At 41.3% G+C, this 20244-nt stretch carries 16 protein-coding genes; 10 read left to right on the forward strand and 6 right to left on the reverse strand.

Features of this window, described 5'->3' with window-relative positions:
• The first annotated feature begins 592 nt into the window (after window positions 1-592).
• Genes Q0785_RS03245 through Q0785_RS03270 form a run of 6 tightly spaced genes read left to right on the forward strand, consistent with a single transcriptional unit; the run spans window position 593 to window position 8326 of the window.
• Window positions 593-3130: a dynamin family protein gene (locus Q0785_RS03245; protein ID WP_298825378.1), complete on the forward strand. Its 2538-nt coding sequence runs from the start codon at window positions 593-595 to the stop codon at window positions 3128-3130.
• The gene (locus Q0785_RS03250; protein ID WP_298825381.1) at window positions 3127-3987 is read left to right on the forward strand and encodes a hypothetical protein; all 861 of its coding nucleotides are present in this window, start codon (window positions 3127-3129) and stop codon (window positions 3985-3987) included. Before Q0785_RS03245 ends, Q0785_RS03250 begins: the two co-directional genes overlap by 4 nt.
• Window positions 3984-5768: a dynamin family protein gene (locus Q0785_RS03255; protein ID WP_298825384.1), complete on the forward strand. Its 1785-nt coding sequence runs from the start codon at window positions 3984-3986 to the stop codon at window positions 5766-5768. The genes Q0785_RS03250 and Q0785_RS03255 overlap by 4 nt, the downstream gene beginning before the upstream one ends.
• Window positions 5765-7573 carry a dynamin family protein gene (locus Q0785_RS03260; RefSeq protein ID WP_298825387.1) on the forward strand — a complete coding sequence of 603 codons (1809 nt, stop codon included), beginning with the start codon at window positions 5765-5767 and terminating at the stop codon, window positions 7571-7573. The genes Q0785_RS03255 and Q0785_RS03260 overlap by 4 nt, the downstream gene beginning before the upstream one ends.
• A complete protein-coding gene (locus Q0785_RS03265) occupies window positions 7570-8010 on the forward strand; it encodes a hypothetical protein (protein WP_298825390.1) in 441 nt (146 codons plus the stop codon). Before Q0785_RS03260 ends, Q0785_RS03265 begins: the two co-directional genes overlap by 4 nt.
• Window positions 8003-8326, forward strand: a complete 324-nt coding sequence (locus Q0785_RS03270; protein ID WP_298825394.1) for a hypothetical protein — start codon at window positions 8003-8005, stop codon at window positions 8324-8326. The genes Q0785_RS03265 and Q0785_RS03270 overlap by 8 nt, the downstream gene beginning before the upstream one ends.
• Window positions 8327-8566: 240 nt before the next feature.
• Here the strand turns inward: Q0785_RS03270 and Q0785_RS03275 are convergent, their stop codons facing one another.
• From Q0785_RS03275 to Q0785_RS03285, 3 genes are all read right to left on the reverse strand, one after another.
• Window positions 8567-9433: an alpha/beta hydrolase gene (locus Q0785_RS03275; protein WP_298825397.1), complete on the reverse strand. Its 867-nt coding sequence runs from the start codon at window positions 9431-9433 to the stop codon at window positions 8567-8569.
• 25 nt (window positions 9434-9458) lie between these two features.
• Window positions 9459-9851 (reverse strand): hypothetical protein, encoded by a 393-nt coding sequence (locus Q0785_RS03280; RefSeq protein WP_298825400.1) that lies wholly within the window; start codon window positions 9849-9851, stop codon window positions 9459-9461.
• Window positions 9852-10175: 324 nt separating this feature from the next.
• The gene (locus tag Q0785_RS03285) at window positions 10176-11219 is read right to left on the reverse strand and encodes an aromatic acid exporter family protein (RefSeq protein WP_298825405.1); all 1044 of its coding nucleotides are present in this window, start codon (window positions 11217-11219) and stop codon (window positions 10176-10178) included.
• A 426-nt stretch (window positions 11220-11645) separates the two neighbouring features.
• On the opposite strand from Q0785_RS03285, the gene Q0785_RS03290 reads away from it, so the two are divergent.
• Window positions 11646-12404 (forward strand): polysaccharide deacetylase family protein, encoded by a 759-nt coding sequence (locus Q0785_RS03290; RefSeq protein ID WP_298825407.1) that lies wholly within the window; start codon window positions 11646-11648, stop codon window positions 12402-12404.
• Window positions 12405-12465: 61 nt separating this feature from the next.
• Here the strand turns inward: Q0785_RS03290 and Q0785_RS03295 are convergent, their stop codons facing one another.
• Window positions 12466-13947 (reverse strand): amidase family protein, encoded by a 1482-nt coding sequence (locus Q0785_RS03295; protein ID WP_298825409.1) that lies wholly within the window; start codon window positions 13945-13947, stop codon window positions 12466-12468.
• A 195-nt stretch (window positions 13948-14142) separates the two neighbouring features.
• Between Q0785_RS03295 and Q0785_RS03300 the strand changes: the two genes are divergently transcribed.
• The 3 genes from Q0785_RS03300 (at window position 14143) to glpK (ending at window position 17727) form a co-directional block, all read left to right on the forward strand.
• Window positions 14143-14985, forward strand: a complete 843-nt coding sequence (locus Q0785_RS03300) for an aldo/keto reductase (protein WP_298825411.1) — start codon at window positions 14143-14145, stop codon at window positions 14983-14985.
• Between the two features lie 333 nt (window positions 14986-15318).
• Window positions 15319-16179 carry an MIP/aquaporin family protein gene (locus tag Q0785_RS03305; protein WP_298825413.1) on the forward strand — a complete coding sequence of 287 codons (861 nt, stop codon included), beginning with the start codon at window positions 15319-15321 and terminating at the stop codon, window positions 16177-16179.
• A gap of 24 nt (window positions 16180-16203) precedes the next feature.
• Window positions 16204-17727: a glycerol kinase GlpK gene (gene glpK, locus Q0785_RS03310; protein WP_298825414.1), complete on the forward strand. Its 1524-nt coding sequence runs from the start codon at window positions 16204-16206 to the stop codon at window positions 17725-17727.
• A 159-nt stretch (window positions 17728-17886) separates the two neighbouring features.
• On the opposite strand, the gene Q0785_RS03315 is transcribed toward glpK, so the two are convergent.
• Both Q0785_RS03315 and Q0785_RS03320 read right to left on the reverse strand, forming a co-directional pair.
• Entirely contained in the window at window positions 17887-18528 is a 642-nt protein-coding gene (locus tag Q0785_RS03315; RefSeq protein WP_298825416.1) for a peptidoglycan-binding protein, read from the reverse strand.
• A 139-nt stretch (window positions 18529-18667) separates the two neighbouring features.
• Window positions 18668-19576, reverse strand: coding sequence for a DNA/RNA non-specific endonuclease (locus Q0785_RS03320; protein WP_238943267.1), 909 nt, complete (start codon window positions 19574-19576; stop codon window positions 18668-18670).
• Window positions 19577-20244: the final 668 nt, after the last annotated feature.

The raw sequence follows: 20244 nt of genomic DNA on the forward strand, positions 1-20244 counted from the left end.
TGGCGGGACTTGCGGGAACTGAATCGGCTCTCTGTATCAAACACAATTCGATTTCTTAACTACGATTGCATCAATAAAAAGCCGTATCCACTAACCTCAAGGGTTAATGGGTACGGCTTTTGTATTTTTATCTAAAACAGCTTCCCTGTGTTGAATACAATTCAATACATACAACAATACTGTATAAGAAAGCCGAGAAAATCAGTAGTAAAAAAATTCGCATTGGATTTATATAGTCATGGGTATGTATTCATAATTAAGCGACGCACAGGGATCAAAAACTAATGCGTTCCTGAAAACTTAGAGCATCTCACAAATATCCTACAAAACAAAAAAGTTATTATTATAAGGTTGGAAGAAATATTTAGAAAACCAATATATTTCCACTAAGAGGAAATGATATGATATGAAAGATACTATAAAACAAAATAATAAGTCTAACAGTCTTTTATATTCAAAAAATGTAATTGTATTTACCGGTATATGATATAGAAAACTAGGTAATCACATTTTTGTCCTCTATAAAATTTAGAATACTCAATAAACAAAAATGGTCTTTATGAAACAACATATCAATAAAGTGGGGATAAATATGAATGAACTTGAATACGGGCAACAAATTCAAGAGTTACTGAATTTTGATTCAGTTTCAAAAAAATACTTTAAGAAAAATAATTTAAAAATCGAATCCATGTTGAAACGTTGGAATGATAAAACAATTCGAATTGGTCTAGTCGGAGTAACTAGTAGTGGCAAGTCTACGTTATTAAATGCTCTATTAGGAGAAAACATACTACCAACGGCCGTTCGACCAAGTTCAGGTTCGATTATTATTTGTTCCAAAGGCGAAACTACTCGAGCAGAAATTATTTTTGAAGATGGCACATCTGAGCTGATTGATGAAAAAAATATTGTCGCAGCTTTAGAAAAATATGGAGACGAAGAAAACAATGCTAATAATCAATTTGGTGTAAAAGAAATTCATTTGCAATCAAAGAATTTTTTGTTAGCGAAAAATATTCAAATTATTGATAGTCCCGGATTAGACGCATATGGATTAGAACGTCATGAAGAACTTACTTTATCCACGTTACTACCCACAATTGATTTGTGTTTATACGTAGTCACCTTTAAAACAAACTCAGATGAAACCACGAAACGTATTTTGGAACAAGTATACCAGTACAATAAACCAATGATTATTGTACAAAATATGTTGGATTCAATTGTCCCGAAGCTAGGAAAAAATGGTCATGTGGAGAAATCTCGTGAAGTCATTGCTTCAGAACATTTCCAACGAACGAAAAGAATTTTAGATGCAATCAATCCAAAGCTGCATGAAATTGTTCAAGTGGTGCAATTATCAGCAAAACGAGCGGTAGATGGACGACGAGAAGCGGATAATGAAAAGTTGATTATGTCGCAAATAAACGATTTATTAAATTTAATTAGTGCTTACAATCAAAAAATGGGACCGCAATTATTCCGTACACGGGGAAGTCAATTGCAAAACGAATTAACCGACATTCTTGAAGAAGAAGGAAAGCTTCGCGGAAACAAAAAAACCTTTGACCGAGAAATTCGAATGATTGAAGAAGAATTAAAACGACAAATAACTAGTACTGAGACTGCCCAACAACAGATAAGAGATAGGAAAGAAGAACTGGAACAAATGTTAAATCAATTTGAAAGAGAAATGGCTAGTTATCAACTTGTTATTTTTAATTTATCGATTAGAGATTTGGCATCGGCGAAAGAAATATTACTTCGCATGAAAAAATCATCAAGAGAAATAGAAAAAAAGTTTTTAGATCAAATTAAAATTTCTACTGTGGAAGTAAACGATTTCTTCAAAACACTTGGTTATGATCTTTCAGAAATAATCCGTTCTACATCATTAGAGGTAAAGCGTAGTTCTACAAAGGACTATTTTGAATTGAAATCTGCTTCAAGAACTTTGTCAAAACAAGTAGAATCACCTGGTGTTATGAATAAGGCCAAAAGAATTCTAGGTTCACTCTTCGATAGTGGGTGGGGATATGAATCTATTGAAGAAAATATTGAAGAACTTGATAAACAAGCTATATGCCATAATATTGAGCATTTCGAACGAAATTTTAACGGTATTATGTCCAATAAAGTTAACGAGTGGGAACAACAATTACAACTCGCTATGACAAATGTATACGACATGCAGGAGCAGCAAATGATTGCCTTGGATGAAAAGAAAACTACTCGCAATGAAATGAAACATGTATTTACCATTACGTCTCAACTAGCCAATATAGAACAAGCGTTAGACAAAGATATTCTAGCTAACGAAAAAACTATTTATAAAGAAGCAATTAAAATGAAACATGAAAAGTCTATTGTCTTATCTGGTAAAACAACAAATATATCTATCCAGACATCTACTTTCCATCTGTATGAACTAAGTAGGCAGATTTCGCAAACTATTTTTTTAAAATGCATCCAACACATTGAACAGAGGAATGCAGACCTAAGAGTACATAATAAAACGATTATTGTAGGTTGGGATGATTTAAGTTTGGTCCAGTTTGCATATCGCTATTTTAATGTACATATTTCGAACGAAGACCAGAAGAAATTATCTGAAATCGGATTAATCGTCGAAAATAATGTCTTTATTGTTAATGATTTAGTCTTCAATCACGATCATCCTGAATTTGAAAAAGCAATAAAGTCAGAGGATTTTAATACGTATATATTGGCAGACGTTGCGCAATCTGGACAAGCGAAAAAACAGATTGTACGAAGCCGCTTTCTCCAACATCCTGTTTTCAATCAAGTTGTATGTAACATTGTAATGCAGTCCTTTAAAGAATTCACAGAAAATGGAGCATATCGCGAAGCTTTAGAAATGCTAGACGACTTAAAGACGCTTCCTATTTTCGACAAAGGGGAAATACTTATTAATGATGCAAGCCCATTATTCACTCTCATGCATATTGAGTTAGACCAGTCACGCACAATTATTTATGACGCAACCCAGTTGACGCAGTTTATTCAAGGGAAAATGTCTTATCTTATCAATTCAGGTTTGATGCACCGGGCATTTCATGAGTACTTACATGCATTAACTAATAGAAATGGCGGGAGACACCTATGACAAATTCAATAATGATTGAAATTGATGAAGCAACAAAGGGAATTATGGAAGATCTTCAATCCAGTCTTACTACTAATATTGAAGATAGCATTTCTGCTGGACTCCAGCAAAAAAATGATGAACAGTCTGGCTACTTAACTAGTTTACAAACAACACTTACAAATAAAATTAATCAAATTGAGTCAGACATAGCTTCGTCAAAGAAGCCTATCAGTCGTATCGCTCGCGATTTAGAAGATATGTTGATTTTGATTAATAAATTAGAAAATGGGTTAAACGAAAAAATTAGAAATGCTGAACAAGTTCAAACCGAAATTGCATTGCAGTTAAGTAGAAACTTAACAAACAGTATAGAAGAATTCGGAAATAATCAGCAAAAAGGGTTAAATGAATCGATACAGCAATTTTCTTCTTATGCAGATACTAGAATACTCGAAATTTTAAAAGAAGTTAACGAGTGCAAGCATTCACTCACTCAATATTTAAATGAAGCGAAGGAAAAACTAGATGGACAATGCACAATGGTGGAAAAAATCCAGGTAGAAATAAACGCAAATGCGAAAGAAATATCGATTATTAAAGGGAATATTGATGAGGGTATGAAAAATATCACCCAAGTATTGAGACAAGTTATGGATGAAGCTAAAAGCGTTCACGCTGAGGATATCAATAGAATGAGCACATTACAGCAACAAAACGCCGAAAATATTGTTGCTAGATTACTCGAAGCAAATGCCACATTATCAGAGCAACTTTTAAAAACAAATAATAGATTAGAAGCACTGCAGGAAGAAGTTGAGTACAGCAATTTACCATTCTATAAAAAATGGTTTACACAAAAGGGAAGTGCACAATGACATTGACGTTGATGAGCCAAGAGCGGACAATCGATATTTTTAATCGGTATTTAGGAAACAAAGATCCGGTAACGAACTTATCTTATATAGAAACTCTGCAACATAAAGTGAAAAATAGTACTCATGCAGAGTTTTACATCCCTGTACTCGGTATTCAAGGGACGGGAAAAAGTAGTTTTTTAAATGCCTTACTTATGGACGATCTTATTTTGCCTGTAGATGCTGACGAAACAACATGTGTTCCAGTTGAAATTCGTTATGGAAAGAAGGATACAGCTTTTATTGTAAACTTCGACGATCAAGCGCCATTGTCTATTAAGAACCCAAAAGATTTGGAGCAATACATCCATAACACTTACAACCCTGGAAACGAAAAAAAGGTATCATTTATTCAAGCATTTAAAGAACATCCTTTATTAGAAAACGGTGTAGTATTTGTTGATTTACCTGGTGTAGGAAGTTTAACTACAGGCAATGTAAAAACAACTCTAAAATACATTCAGAAATTATCTGCAGCCATATTTATGTTACGCACAGTACCGCCCATCACCCGCCAAGAAGCTGCATTCATTAAAAGTGTTTGGTCTAAGTTATCGAAAGCTTGGTTTATTCAAAATCAATGGAACGAAGAATCTATTACAGAAGTTCAAGACGGGAAAGAGCATAATATTAACGTATTAGAAAAAATTCGTGATGCTAATCAGACCAGCGATCCAATTGATCTCCGGGTTATTAATGTATATGAAGCGTTAAATGGCCAACTGCAAAATAATGATGAAATGAAGGAAAAGGCGGGAATGACAGATTTTGTGCAATTTTTACAATCTGTCACAAATTCGTGGTCAATAATGTTAGAAGATGAAATTACTCACTTACAAGGTCAAGCGTATAAAGACATCACCGATGTTTTACTTAGAGAAATCACACTTTATAAAAAAGGACCTGCAGAACATTATGAGCAGTTGCGAGTGGAAGAGGAAAAGTTGAACAACGTAATTGAAGAGAACAATAGAATCTTACGCTCTATTGAAGATTTTTTGACGGAAAAACAAGTTGAAATCCATTACAAACTTCGTAATGAAGTTACCCGTGGAAAAAAGAATTTACGCACTGATATGCAGCGCATAGTAAAATCTGATGTAGTTGACGGCGATAATTTAACAAGAGCTTTCAAGGAATGTCAGGAAGATGTAGCCAACACAATTGTAGAGGTATTTATTGAGTCATTAACAGATACAAAAATTGAGTTGGAACAATTATCAAATCAATTGATAATGCGTAATCCAAACGGTTCCTTCTCATCATATGAAGAATTTTCAAAAACTGCATCATTTAAATTTGAGAAAGCTTTACCAAACGTTTTATCGGTTGGCGGAGGGTTTGCAGCGGCTGCTGCACTGACCTTTTTAGTATCAAATCCAGCAGGATGGGTGGTTTCTGGAGTATTTATAGTCGGTGGTCTTATTGGTAATTTCTTAGGTTCAGCAACGAAAAAACTTACGCAAGAAAGCCGCCAACGTAGCACATTAAACCAATTGGAACAATCAATTGATGAATTTACAAAAACACTTGAACATTCATTATCTAAACAAGTCGATGATTTTATTATGTCGGTACGCTCAAGTGCTCAGAAAGTAAAAGAAGAGCAAGTTGCATTACAAGAAGTTGAGTATGACAAACAGCGAAAAATTCGTTTTGTTGAAATTGAAGAGTACAATAAGCAACTTCAGCAATTACAAGATGATTTACAATACATTCAATCACTGAGGAGTATAAAATGAACATCCAACATACAATGGATCGGATAAAACCTGTCATCCATCAACTCGGTAGTGAAGAGTTACATTCAGTCTTCACGCTACTTCAAGAGCGTATCGACTATCCAGAGAGTTTTGTCACATTACTAGGGGAAACAAGTTCCGGGAAATCATCTTTAGTGAACGGTTTACTTGGACAAGACGTCTTACATGTATCTTCTAAACCTACAACAGGCACAATAGTGGAGCTGAATGAATTTGATGGTGAAACAGCTATTACCCCTTATGCCTTATTAAAAAATGCGAAATTACGCCGTTTATCACCAGAAGCTTTTTTACAAGAAACGATACAACCTTCTGAAGGTGTTTTACGTGTTCGTTTAAACATTCCTAAAATGCCCCTTGGACTTCAAGGAATGCGTTTATTCGATACTCCAGGCTACGGCTCGATTCATCAAGAACATGAAGAAGTCTTAAAAGAGTTTATTCCGAATAGTGATGTCATTATTTATGTCGTCAATTACCGTGTGGGTATTGGCAATAATGATGCCGAGTTTCTACAGTATATTGAACGGTTTTTACAAGACAATATTAAATTCTTTTTAGTAATTAATCGTGTGCCCTCTGATTTAAATTCAAGTGATGTTCGTATTAAAGAAATTTTGAACTATGCACAGGATCTATTGCATTCAGAAATAGAGCATTTTATTGTTTCTGCTATCACAGGGGATGGTTTGAAAATGCCCCAAGCAGATGATTTGTGGGCGGCTGTCCGTCATGAAGTGCAATCAGAATCACGTAAAAAGCATATAGAAGAAGTCTTACAAGATTATCAAGTTCAATTGCTTCAAGAAGCAATTATTCCTTGGCAAAAGCAATTGACACTAATGAAAGTTAGTGAAGAAGAAGTTGCTTTATTACAACAAACAATCTTTGAGTTTAAAAATAAAAAAATTAAAGCAAATGACTTAATTGATCAAACATTTGAACGTTTAAATCGTCAGGTCCCCCAAATGTTTGAACAAGCAAAAGAGAATATGGATAGTTTTCTAGAAACAGAAATATTGGAAACGAATAAATGGACTTCTTCTCAAGAAACTGTAGGGTTAATTCATTCGCATATACTTCCACGTCGGGAACGAATTCAACGTGAAGTCATAACGGATTTCCTAGAAGTTGAACTTGATAAGCTGAATAACCAACTAGAAGAATTAGTCAATGAAGCAATTATTGACTTCCAAACTAAGATTGTAAGTATTAGTGGCCAATTCAATCCCATTATGAAAAATATATCAAAACTCGTCCTTCAAAAAACAACAGATGGCGCGCTCCAAACATTTTTATCCATATATGGTGGTCGAGGTGGGGCTGGTGCTGGTGTAGCGAATCTCGCGAAAAAGGGCTTAAAAAAAGCTGGAGAAGTAGTTGGTAAAAAGTTTTCTAGAGAAACTCATAATGCTCTTGCTTCATTTTTAAAGCGGATTGGCGCTACATCGACACGTAACATTACTATCGTGGCAACAATCTTGATAGATAGTATATTTTATGTTATCGAAGCAAAGCGTTGGCAAGGACGCCTTATTAAAGAAACGAAAAAAGGAACAAATCAATGGCAACAAGATACTTGTGCATTTGTAATAGCCAATTTAGAAACATTAAAGAAAACTAATAATGAAAATATGGATAATTACTTTGATGATTTTATTAATATCATCAATACAGAAGATTTTAATCCGGCGTCTAAATTAGAAATTGGTGAAATAGAACATCGTATATCCGAAATCGAAGAACTTATTTTACAAATAAAAAAAGATAAGGTGAGCATATGACAAGAAAAAAATCTTTAGAATTTGAAGATATCATTTATACAGGTGAAGTAATTGATGGAACAAATCAAACAAAAAACTATGAAGTACAGGGACAAGACAATGAGCACACAATTGCATTAAGAAAAATGGATGCTGTAAGTGAAGTTCTCCAAATTGGACAGAAAATTCTCGATATTGTTGAAATCCGTGCTAATAGTGAAACGAAAATAAATGAAATCGATGCCCAAATCCGTGTACTAGAAGCTATGACAGAACGCGAAGTCCAGGCGAGGCAACAAGCTACTGTGCAGTTACAAGAAAAAGGGAAGGTTATAAGAGATATTTTAAGAGAGCTGACCCCAGTTTTAATTAGCAGCAACCTGAAAACAGAAGAGCGGACAGCGGCAATGCAATTATATAACGATGTCATCAATCAGGTTTTAAAGAATAATGAATAAGTTTGAAGTTATTAATCACATTCTTCAATATATCGAAATAGAAGAACTTGAAAAAGCAAATGATGTAATAAAGACCAAACAAAGAGAACTTGCAACAAGCGAGTTGAACTCTCGTCGCTTAGAAATAAATGAAATTATTAAAATGATGCAGCAAATTGACATTGAACTGATGCGGTTTGAGCTAAAAAAAATGCAGTTAACACGACTTTGTCCGGACTCAATAATGACAAGTCTTGAGAACTATATGCTGGACCTGATAAACCAACGTAAACAGTTAGCGGAAGAGAAAAAGATGTTTTCAAAGTTAGTAAAATAATCACGTGTGGTGATTAGCCAGAATCATTCAAACCAATACAAAAAGAGACACTTTTCTAAAAAACGTGTCCTTGTGTCAAACTCAAATCAGTTTATTAACTACAATTATATCTAGAAGAAGCCGTATCCACTAACCTCGAAGGTTAGCGGGTACGGCATTTTTATTTTATATGGAAAGCTCTTTTCACATTTAAGTGATTAGGAGTAACGGGAGTGTGAACCTGACATTTAAAACACATTGTTAAGCTTTTGAAGTAGTGGATTCCCCTATATAGCTCAGGGCTTCTTTTAAGTAGTTTCGGAACACTTCATGGTTTTCACTCATTGGGAAATGTCCGATGTCGGTCATCTCAATGAATTTCGCATTTTTTATTTGATCAGCTGTACGTTTTCCATCTTCAGGGGTGGTCAAGTAGTCGTACGTTCCTGTCATCATGACGACTTTGATTTTATCGCCTTGGATTTGGTCAAGTTTTCCACGCAAGTCATGATCGACAGAATAGAAGTAAAGGTCTCCTTTGAATGCTTCAGACCCTTGAGTGTAATAAAACCATGTGGCCCAGCGGTATTTGTCCGGCGATTGGGGAGCCATCAAATCCCATACTCCACTTGCGCAGACTTGTGCTGCGTTTGCATGTGGATGGTGCCACCAGTCCAGATAAAAGCCAGGCGCATAATCAGCAGCTTCTACGGGGATGACGGCTTCAAAGCGATCTGGGTAGTGAAGAGCCAGCTGCAATGCTACATTTCCTCCGAAAGATGATCCCATAAAAATCGGTTTCTCCAGCTCAAGCGCATCGCAAAAGGCTACGATGAATTTTGTGAAAAAGTCCGCAGTTAGTTTATATTCTTCCTTCCACCACTCACTATTCAGCGGAGGATCTGATTTCCCATGACGCGGCAGGTCATAGGCAATAATACGGTAGTTTTGTGTGAATTCTTCATCTTCAAGAAGTCCTGTCCACTGATGATTGTGGCATCCTGCTGTGTGTTGGCATACTATTGGTTGTCCCGTTCCATTCTCTAAGTAAAAGACTCTGTATTCTTCTCCTTCAACTTCAAAGGTGACATAACGACCCGTTACTGGTGAAATCTTCGAATTAGCCACTAGTATTTCCTCCTCTTGATTTAGTTTAAACTGGTGATCCGACTTCTCTAAGCAACTCTAACTGCGTCGTGATGCAACGAAGATTTTGCATTAACACAATCAAATCTCCTTCAAGTTTCATGTCGCCTTGAAAGCTGGCTGCCCAAATCCCATGATACATAGGAGGTGGTGTAGGCATGGAGAATTTCTTCCATGTATCTGCACTGGCACGGATGGCAAATTGATACGAGTCGAGAGGACCTGGGTCCACTGTGATTTTTTCAACCTTTCCAGCGTGCATTTGAAGAAGAATCTTTTTGGTTTCCATGTCCAATAAATACGTACAAGTGAAAAACTTTCCATGCGCAGATAATTCTTCATTAGTGTCATTAACTTCTTGAAAACTAGTTGCCCATTGTTGTTCTTTAGCGACTGCCATAAGTTATTTCCTCCTTATATTTTTAGTAACACCTCTTTGTCACCAGTTCCAAAGCTAGTAAAGTCATCGTTTCATGTAATGGTTTAAGAATAAGGAGCATATAAAACCTCCCCTCAAATAGATATAGTATATTTAAATCTGAATATTCAGTTTATATTGTAACATATGCTTTCAATAAATTGGAGTGAGGAACGTTAATATAGTCAAGTTCTTTATCGAGCTGGAATTTGCTTTTTCATTTCGCAAAACTCACAGTTTATCCGCCAACAAAAAAAGGCCGTACCAGAAACAATTCAGTTTCCGGCACGGCCTTTTTTAAATCAATCACTTCTCCGCCTCCCGCGCAGCCTTCACACTATTCGGGTCAAAGAAATTATCGACCAAATCATAAATGGTGATGAGTTCGTAAAGGATCTTGAACTCTGGCGGAAATAGAGTAGGGTGCATGGCGTCGCTTGTCGAGATGCCTTTGCTGTCTTCCCAAAAGAAGTCGGTGATGATTTTTAGTTGGTGCTGATGCTTTTCGTGATCGTATTCATTGGAATGCTGCAAGTCGTCCGCAAGCTCTGCAACGGCACGCATGATGACATTCCGCTCAGCTGGTGACCACTTAATGCTATGCAGCGGAATGCGGAGCAGCGCGTTTAAATGGAATTCCAGGTTATGCAAAAACAGCAATTGCCTTTCCGCCATGCGAAGCTCGGCTTCCCGATTCCGGACCCGGGGGTATAAACTGAAATCATCCCGGTGGAAATGGATTAATTTCTCCGTCTTTCTGATTTCCGTCGTTAGCCGTTTCACTAGATCCTTATCTTGCTGGAGGTTCGCATCTCCCTCGAAGAGAATCGTATGGAAGGTGTGTTCCAGCATCGTTCCTGCACGTTCACTGATGTTTTGAATGCTCTTTAGAATTTCTGTCCGGTAGTTTGGCGGGAAAACGAGCATGTTTACCGCGACGGACACAAGCAAACCAACAGTCGTTGTACCGAGTCGGATGAAAAACGAGATCAGGAAGTGATCATGGATGACTTCGACCATCGCGACAGATGTCAGTGTGGCAACGAGCAGGCCGGCATGCAGATTAAGCTTATAACAGACTAAAATAGTAAAAACAGCAGCGAATGTATAGGTGATCGGGGCATTGCCGAAGAGTGTAATAAACAGAACAGCGAATGCCGAACCGATCGCAGATGCCGGGAACCGTACAAGTCCCTTTTTAATCGAATCGCTGACTGTCGGCTCAATCGACACAATGGCCGTGATGACCGCAAAGACAGGGGGCCAGTCGAACCATAAGCAAATAGTGGCTGTTATAAAGATCGCTATACCTGTTTTTAAAATTCGGCTGCCCTGGAAGGATCGCTTCATGTGTTAGCACCACTCTTTTATGTAGTATTTTTTCTGTAATTCAGTATATCATTCCTGTCTATAGGTACTCCAAGGCAATTATCATCTATAAACACTAATCTAGCCCTTTTCAAAATCAGTTGATTTTATTGAAGAGGAAATTTTTTCTTTGTGCATTTCTTTAATCAATTAAATTTTTCCAGACACAGTGCCTCCACAAGACGCTCTTTAACTTAATTGATTAGAAAAATCAGAAAATTATCATTTTTAACGTTAAATCACCTATTAAAGATGATATAATGAACGCGCATAAAGACTCAATGTAGTTTGTATTCTTTTTACTTCTCCGAACAGGTCTGCAGATGAGAGTGGGAAAGGAGGCAAAGCAAAAGGAAGTTTATCTCTATTTACAGTGAAAACAACATCAAATTGGAAAGGATGATTTTTGTGAAAAAATTACTGATAGTTTCCCTGTTTCTTGTTTCCCTGATCTTAATGGGGTTCAGCATTCACCCGTCCGCAGCTGAAAGATCAACTGACATTGAAATTCCCGTCGTGAATTATCATGTTATTTCTCATAATCCCGATCCGAATAACCTTTATCAGTACAGCGTAGAAGATTTTGAGGAACAAATGGTTTATTTGAAGGAAAACGGCTATCGTTCATTGACCCTCAGACAATACTTCAGAATTTTGGATGGAAAAGCGCCTATGCCGGCTAAACCGATCCTGATTACATTTGATGACAGTACCAGCGATTTTTATCCGAACGCCTACCCAATCCTGGATAAATACGATTTGAAAGCAACTCAGTTTGTGGTTTCTGATTGGGTAAACGACAGATGGAGCATGACTGCAGAAGAAATCACAACGGTCATGAAGAATGGCATCGATATCCAAAACCATACAGTCAGTCATCCGTCTCTCGACGCACTGAGCTACGACCAGCAATATGACGAAATTTATGATGCGTCGGTGGCACTCAATTCTCTTACCGGCAAAAGGATCAATGTTTTCGCTTATCCATATGGAGCTTACAATGACGACACACTTGCAGTCGTTGAAAATCTTGGATTTAAAGGAGCATTCACAATAGAGGGAGGCATAAGTACGGACGAGGACAACCGCTATGAGCTTCCCCGATTCATGATCCTGAACGGTGATACCTTAGATGACTTTGTGCGAAAACTTGCGACGGGTCATTGATCGTGTGAACAAAAAACAGCAGCTGGGACTCTCCAGCTGCTGTTTTTACATGTATTCAGCTTTACGAATTGTGCAGCATTGAAGAACCAAATTTATGAAGATCTGGTGCCTGCCGTTTTCGGGTGGCTTGTTCATAGGAGTAGGCCAGTTCGATTAAGCGCGGTTCGCTGAAAGCCTGGGCGCTGAATGTGACACCGACGGGATGCCCGCTGCTGGTGTAGCCGGCAGGAACCGTGATGGATGGATAGCCCGCTCTTGCGGGCTTGGCGGCACCGCGGTTGTTTTGGAACAGCAGCGCATCCAGCTGGTGTTCGTTCATGACGAGATCGAGCCCTTCAGAAGTGGAGCAGCGCACATCGATTTCTCGGTGTTCCATGTACGTCGGGTCAGCCGGATCGTCACTTAAGGACTGTGATTTTTCCAGTTCCTCCTGGCCGAATTTCATGCGGCGCTCGGGATCTTGTTTATTGAACGCGATGACATCCGCCAGTGATTTAACCGACACCTCTTCAGGCACGGTTTCAAGATACGCGTTGAGGCCACGCTTGAATTCATACCACAACACGTCCGATTCGAATGACTGCTGGGGAATCGTCACTTCTTCGACGGTGGCGCCGAGCGATTTCATTTGGTCGATGGCATCCATCATGATGGCACGTTCTTCTGGTTCTTCATTGTTCAGGAAAGTTAGGTCGACACCGATGCGGGCGCCTTTCAAGCCGTCTGTTTTCAAGTGCGGTGTGTAATCGGCCAATGCTCGCCCGGCACTCGCGTGTGTCGCCGAATCCTGTTCGTCGACACCGGTCAATGCGCCGAGCAGGATTGCGGCGTCCGCAACCGTGCGCGCCATCGGTCCTGCGGTATCCTGGCTTTCGGAAATCGGGATGATGCGCGAGCGGCTGACGAGTCCGACTGTCGGCTTGATGCCGACGATGGAGTTGGCACTCGCCGGGCTCAAAATCGATCCCGAAGTTTCGGTGCCGACGCCGATAACAGCGAAATTCGATGCGATGGCAGCACCGGTCCCTGAACTCGACCCGCCGACATCCTCAGCTTTAAAGGTATCGATTCCATAAGGGTTCAGCACTTGGCCGCCGAGTGAACTGTAGCCGCTCACGCCTTCTTTCGACATGAAATAAGCCCATTCGCTCAGATTCACTTTGCCGAGAATGATGGCACCTGCATTCCGCAGCTGCGCAGCGACAAAGGAATCCTGCTTGGCGAAATTCTGTTCCAAGGCGATGGCGCCGGCTGTCGTCGGCATCGGGTCTGCCGTTTCGATATTGTCTTTCAGCAACACGGGAATGCCGTATAGCGGCCCCTGACCTTCCTGTCCACGCAACTCATCCAGCTGGGCTGCAATTTTCAGTGCGTCGGGATTGATGGTTAAGACGGAATTGATCCTCGGGCCATTCCGGTCGAATGTCTCGATGCGGTCGAGGTAGGCCTGCACCAATTCCACGGAAGTCAGCCTGTTTTCCTGAAAAGCCTGTTGAATGTCTTCGATTGTCGCTTCGTTTAATGTGAATGAGGTTGTCTCCATCTGAGGGCTCCTAACTATAATTAATGAAAATATCTTTAAGTGTACACCAATTCTTAATTTTAGATAAAGTGTAAATTTCATTCAGAGACCATTCTATTCTATTGGAGATTGGAGCATGATCTCAAGGGTCGAATAGTTTGAGTTTGAGGTAAGGTAAGAGTAATCTGAAAATAGAAATGAGAGGAGTGAAAGCAGATGGAAAAAGCAATACCAGAAGTGGCCTTGAACGACGGAACAATGTTGCCGGTTACGGGACTCGGTACATATGGACTGTGGGGCAATGCAGGGGCGAACGCAGTCAGCAGTGGGATCAATGCCGGTTATCGGCTGATTGACACGGCATATAATTATGAGAACGAAGGAGCGGTGGGTGAAGGCATCAAGCGCAGCGGCATTTCCAGTGAAGATTTGTGGGTTACGTCCAAGCTGCCGGGGCGTTATCATAGTTACGAAAAAGCATTGGTTGCGATTCAGGAATCGCTGTATCGCTCTAATTTGGATTACTTTGATCTATACGTCATCCACTGGCCGCTTCCGAATCAAGACCTCTACGTAGAAGCGTGGCAGGCATTGATTGATGCGAAGAAATGGGGGCTCGTCCGGTCGATCGGCGTGAGCAACTTCCTGCCTGAGCACCTGGAGCGCATTATTCAGGAGACGGGGGTGACGCCGAGTATAAACCAAGTGGAATTGCATCCGTTCTTTAATCAGGAAGAACAGCGGAGAGTGCACGCGGAACACAGCATCCAAACGCAATCGTGGAGCCCAATTGCAAGAGCGGCAGATATTCTGTCGAATGAAACAATGCGCAAAATTGCCGATACGCACAATAAGACCATCCCCCAGGTTGTACTGCGCTGGCAATACCAGATCGGCTCTGTTTCGATTCCGCGCTCCACATCTCCTCAGCGGCAGCGGGAAAACCTGGCTATTTTTGATTTCGCCTTAAGTGAAACCGAAATGAGCGCGATTGCACAACTAACCCGTCCAGATGGCAGGCTGTTTGATATGGATCCGGCTACGCATGAAGAATTTTAATCTAAGCAGGGACTGAACATCATTCCCGGTGTGTGTTTTTAATCCCTTTTCAACAGATTATAAAGATACGATTAGGTCAACTAACAATCAGCAAAAGCTTAAAAACAACTTATAAATCAACTTCTTACTATTTTCCTGAAAATTCTAAAATTGGTATTGACAGCGCTTTCTTTTAAGTATACCTTATAGATAACAAGTTAAGAGCTGTGTTGGAGCCCAAGAGATTCGCACATCAATGAGTACTTCTACCAAGGAGGACTTTCATTGAGTGCGAATTTTTTTATTGGCCGGCTGCACGGTTTTTACTTTAAAAAAGAAAAGGAGTGATATTGGATGTCGGAGTTTTTAGCAGAAGTGATCGGTACCATGATCCTGATTATTTTTGGGGCGGGTGTAGTCGCTGGGGTGGTATTGAAAGATTCCAAAGCCGAAAATAGCGGCTGGATAGTCATTACGATTGCTTGGGGATTGGCAGTGACGATGGGGGTTTATGCAGTAGGCGGTTTTTCGGGAGCACATTTAAATCCGGCGGTGACGCTTGGGTTTGCAGCAGTAGGCGATTTCCCTTGGGCGCAAGTGCCGGTTTACATAGCAGCACAGATTTTGGGGGCTATCATCGGGGCAGCTATCGTCTTTTTAAATTACTTGCCGCATTGGAAACGCACAGAAGACCAAGGAGCAAAACTGGGTGTGTTCGCTACGATACCTGCTGTGCGAAGCCCATTTTCGAACTTGGTGAGTGAAATCATCGGAACCGCCGTTCTTGTGATGGGCTTGCTGTTCATCGGTGCCAACCAATTCACGGAAGGTTTGAATCCATTGATTGTCGGTGCATTGATCATTGCCATCGGCATGTCGCTCGGCGGTCCTACAGGATATGCCATCAACCCTGCGCGTGACCTCGGCCCCCGGATTGCACATGCTTTGCTGCCGATTCCAGGCAAAGGCAGTTCAGACTGGAGCTATGCCTGGGTTCCTGTAGTCGGGCCGATTTTCGGGGGTATCTATGGAGCTGTTTTCTACAAGGCCATGTTTACAGGCGACTTTAGCCTACTCTTCTGGGGGCTCAGTGCAATCATGGCGTTAATTTTATTCGGAGCGGCGAATGCTGAACTGAAGAAAGGCTACACAGTGGCCAATGAAATTGAAGCGAACTTAGTGGAAGACAGCGAAATGACAAAAGCACGTCCATAAAAAACATACGAGGAGGAATAGAAAATGAGCAAAGATTATATACTATCGATCGACCAAGGAACAACAAGTTCACGTGCGGTATTGTTTAACCATAAAGGGGAAATTGTTGAAACAGCGCAGCAGGAGTTTGAACAATTTTTCCCGAAACCGGGCTGGGTGGAACATGACGCCAATGAAATCTGGACTTCTGTTTTAGCTTGTATGGCGGGTGTATTACGGAAAGCGGATGTCGATCCAGGAGAGGTTGCAGGAATCGGAATTACGAACCAGCGTGAGACAGCTGTCGTTTGGGATCGCAACACCGGAAAGCCGATTTACAAAGCGATTGTCTGGCAGTCGCGCCAGACAGGCGACATCTGCAAAGAGTTGAAGGAACAAGGACATGAAGAACTCTTCCGCAAGAAAACAGGCCTTCTGATTGATGCCTATTTTTCCGGTACGAAAGTCAAATGGATTTTGGACAATGTGGAAGGGGCGCGCGAAAAAGCGGACAACGGCGATTTGATGTTTGGGACGGTTGATTCCTGGCTCGTCTACAAGTTGTCGGGCGGAAAAACCCATGTCACCGATTACAGCAACGCTTCGCGTACCTTAATGTACAATATCTACGATTTGGAATGGGATCAGGAGCTTTTGGATATCCTGACCGTGCCGAAAAGCATGCTGCCGGAAGTTCGCCAGTCTTCTGAAGTCTATGCCAATACAGTTGATTACCATTTCTTCGGGCATGAAGTGCCGATCGCAGGTATCGCCGGGGATCAGCAGGCTGCTTTGTTCGGGCAGGCATGCTTCGAAAAAGGGATGGCAAAAAATACGTACGGAACAGGGTGCTTCATGCTGATGAACACCGGCGAAGAAGGTGTGGTTTCTGAGCATGGCCTATTGACGACTTTGGCTTGGGGTGTTGACGGCAAAGTGGAATATGCGTTAGAAGGCAGTATCTTCGTTGCGGGTTCCGCCGTTCAATGGCTGCGTGATGGCTTGAAGATTCTGGATAGTGCGCCGGAAAGTGAAGCGTATGCAACGTCAGTCGAATCGACGGACGGCGTCTACATGGTACCGGCATTTGTCGGCCTTGGTACCCCTTATTGGGACACGGATGCCCGCGGCGCAATTTTCGGCTTGACGCGCGGCACGACGAAAGCGCATTTTATCCGGGCGACACTTGAATCTCTCGCCTACCAGACAAAAGATGTCGTGGATGTCATGATCAAAGATGCCGGCATTGAATTGAAAACCTTGCGTGTAGACGGCGGTGCGGTATCAAATGATTTCCTGATGCAATTCCAAAGCGACATTTTGGATGTTCCGGTTGAGCGTCCCGTCATCCAGGAAACGACAGCACTGGGTGCAGCTTACCTAGCAGGACTCGCAGTTGGATTCTGGAAAGACAAAGAAGAAATCGCCAAGCAATGGCAAATCGACAAGACCTTTACACGCGATATGCCAACTGAACAAAGCGAGCATCTATACGATGGCTGGACACAAGCAGTAGCGGCGACAAGAACATTCAAACAAGAAGCGAAGAAAGCGCCGATTGTCCTGTAACGGCTAGAGTATTCACGTCGTTTTGCGTTACCTATAAAGTGCTATGTTAAATGAAAAATGCCCATCCGATTTTCCGGATGGGTATTTCTTGTTGGAGCACACAGTGCCTAAGTTTTAAACGTATTTCTTATATAAGCGATGCTACGAAAATAAGGTTTTCTAATATTCCCCGTATAACGCCGTCCACGTATTCGTGCCGACAATGCCGTCGACTTTCAAGCCTTTGTCTGTCTGGTATTGGCGGACGTTCTTATTGGTTTCGGGTCCAAAGATTCCATCAACCGTTGTTGTTAGTCCATATTCATTCAATGTCCATTGGAGAAGTTCCACTTCAATGCGTGCACTTCCCTGACGCAGGATAAACTGATGCTCCGGTGCAATATCCATTAAGTTCCGGAGTTCGGCGGGCAGTTCTCCTTCTGGGTCTGCAGGTTTATCATGTTCTCCGTACAGTGCGGCCCACGTGTTCGTACCGGCAACGCCATCAACTCTCAAGCCTTTATCTGCCTGATATTGGCGGACGTTTTTTTCTGTTTGAGGCCCAAAGATGCCATCAACCGCGGTTTCGAGTCCGTAATGATCCAATGTCCACTGGAGAAGTTCCACTTCAATGCGTTCACTTCCGTTGCGCAAAATAAACTGATGTTCCGGGGCGATGTCCATTAAATTCGCAAGGCGGGCTGGCAGCTTATCTTCGGTGACTGCAGATGGATGATTTGTAGCTTCCACCGGTTGGAAAGTGAGGGGAGAGGCAACCAATAAACCAAATGCCAGCAACGTTGGAATCCATTTCTTCTTCACGGCTGATTCCTCCAGAATTTGTATTTGCCTCCTGTGTACCCAGTTTATTTTTAAAGAAAACCAGTATTCAGTCCGTTAAGGAAATAAATCTATTGGTGCCCTGTGAAAATTTTGGCTTCGTCATTGTTCTCATATAAACTTACTCTCCGACCATTCCATCGTGATCATTGTCCCGCATGTATGGATATAGCCAATGATCACTCATGATGGGCATGCTAAAACCGGCTGCTTTTGCTTCTTTGATCGTCACTTGTCCATTGCCATTCGTATCAACGCTGGATACATCTCCGCCTGTGTCTGCAGCGGCTGACTCGGCAGGTTCACTGTTTGTGGCCGCACTGAATGAAGCATCTGGCTCACTGTCTGTTAAACCGAGTGAGGCGTTTACTTCATCCGGGTTCACGTTGTCAAATGCATCGACGACTTGGTTTCCTTTTATCGTATAGCTGTACTGATAACTGGAAGGGATTTGCGTTTCCGTATCCGGATAGGTGATGATGGCTTCAAAATTCGTCGCTCCGCCTGCGTCACGGATACTGTCTTCCATATAAGCTTGATCACCGTGCCGGTTGAGCGTACTTTCCTGGGGGGTAATATTATAGGCATTCGATACCCCTCCAAGAGAATCGGCGATGACATGCCCTTCATCTAAAACGTCGCTTTCGACGCCCGGAACCTTTGCTTCATCCGAATAATACCTGCCGGACGACAAGACAGATTCGCTGCTGTCGTCCTGTACAATGATTTCGTCAGCAACGACACGCTCCAGTTGCCCGTGTTCATTCGTAAAGGCCCAATATTCACGGTCCCCGTATCCAATGTCAACGACGATGTTGGCTTCACGGTATCCAGATACATCGCCGCCATCCACTTCAATCAGTTTATATCCTGCGAACAGTTCATTTTTTTGCCGGGCTTCTTCTTCAGCTTTTTTCTTTTTCGCTGCCAGTTCCTGTGCTTCTTTCTCTTTCACAAGTTTCTCGGCCGCTGCTTTTTCTTCAGCTTCTTTCTTCGCTGCCAGTTCCTGCGCTTCTTTCTCTTTCGCCAGCTCCTCAGCTGCCGCTTTTTCTTCGGCTTCTTTTTCAGCTGCCAGGCGTGCTTCTTCCTTTTCTTCTGCAGCCTGGATCTCGGCTTCTTCCAGGGCGATGCGTTGTTCTTCAGCTTCTTTTTCTTTCTGTGCTTCCATTTGTTCACTTTCGACGCCAGCCGCCGTATCGACTTCGTCTGCTGTAAAGGCGACTCCAACGCCAGAACCAATTATTACTGCCAATGAAAGAGCAGCCGCAAGACCAGCCTGCTTAACAGTTAACCCTTTTTTGAACAAAGCACTGACGAGCAGCAAAACAATACTCGCAGCGAAAGCCAATAAGGCAACCAATATCAATAAAACAAATACCACATCCATTTAATATGTCCCCCTGATTTGTCTCTTTCTAGATCTATATTGCTATTTTCCAAAGATGAATATAACACGATTCAGAAGGTAAATACTAGGGGATGATAATTTCCTGTCTGGAAATATTTAGTTTTATTAATTCATTCTTGAATTTGCTCTAACAAAACCCGACGTTCTCTTTGAGTTTCTTTATTTTTAAGTTGTTGGAACAGAAATAGTACACTAACGCAACCGGATAGTTTTAACTCGGAAAATTAAGTGACGTTAGCTGGAAATTACTGATAGGAGAGATTGCTTGGAGATTTTGGATTGAAGGGATT

The sequence above is a fragment of the uncultured Planococcus sp. genome, from assembly GCF_947501725.1.
Classification (GTDB): Bacteria; Bacillota; Bacilli; order Bacillales_A; family Planococcaceae; genus Planococcus; species Planococcus donghaensis_C.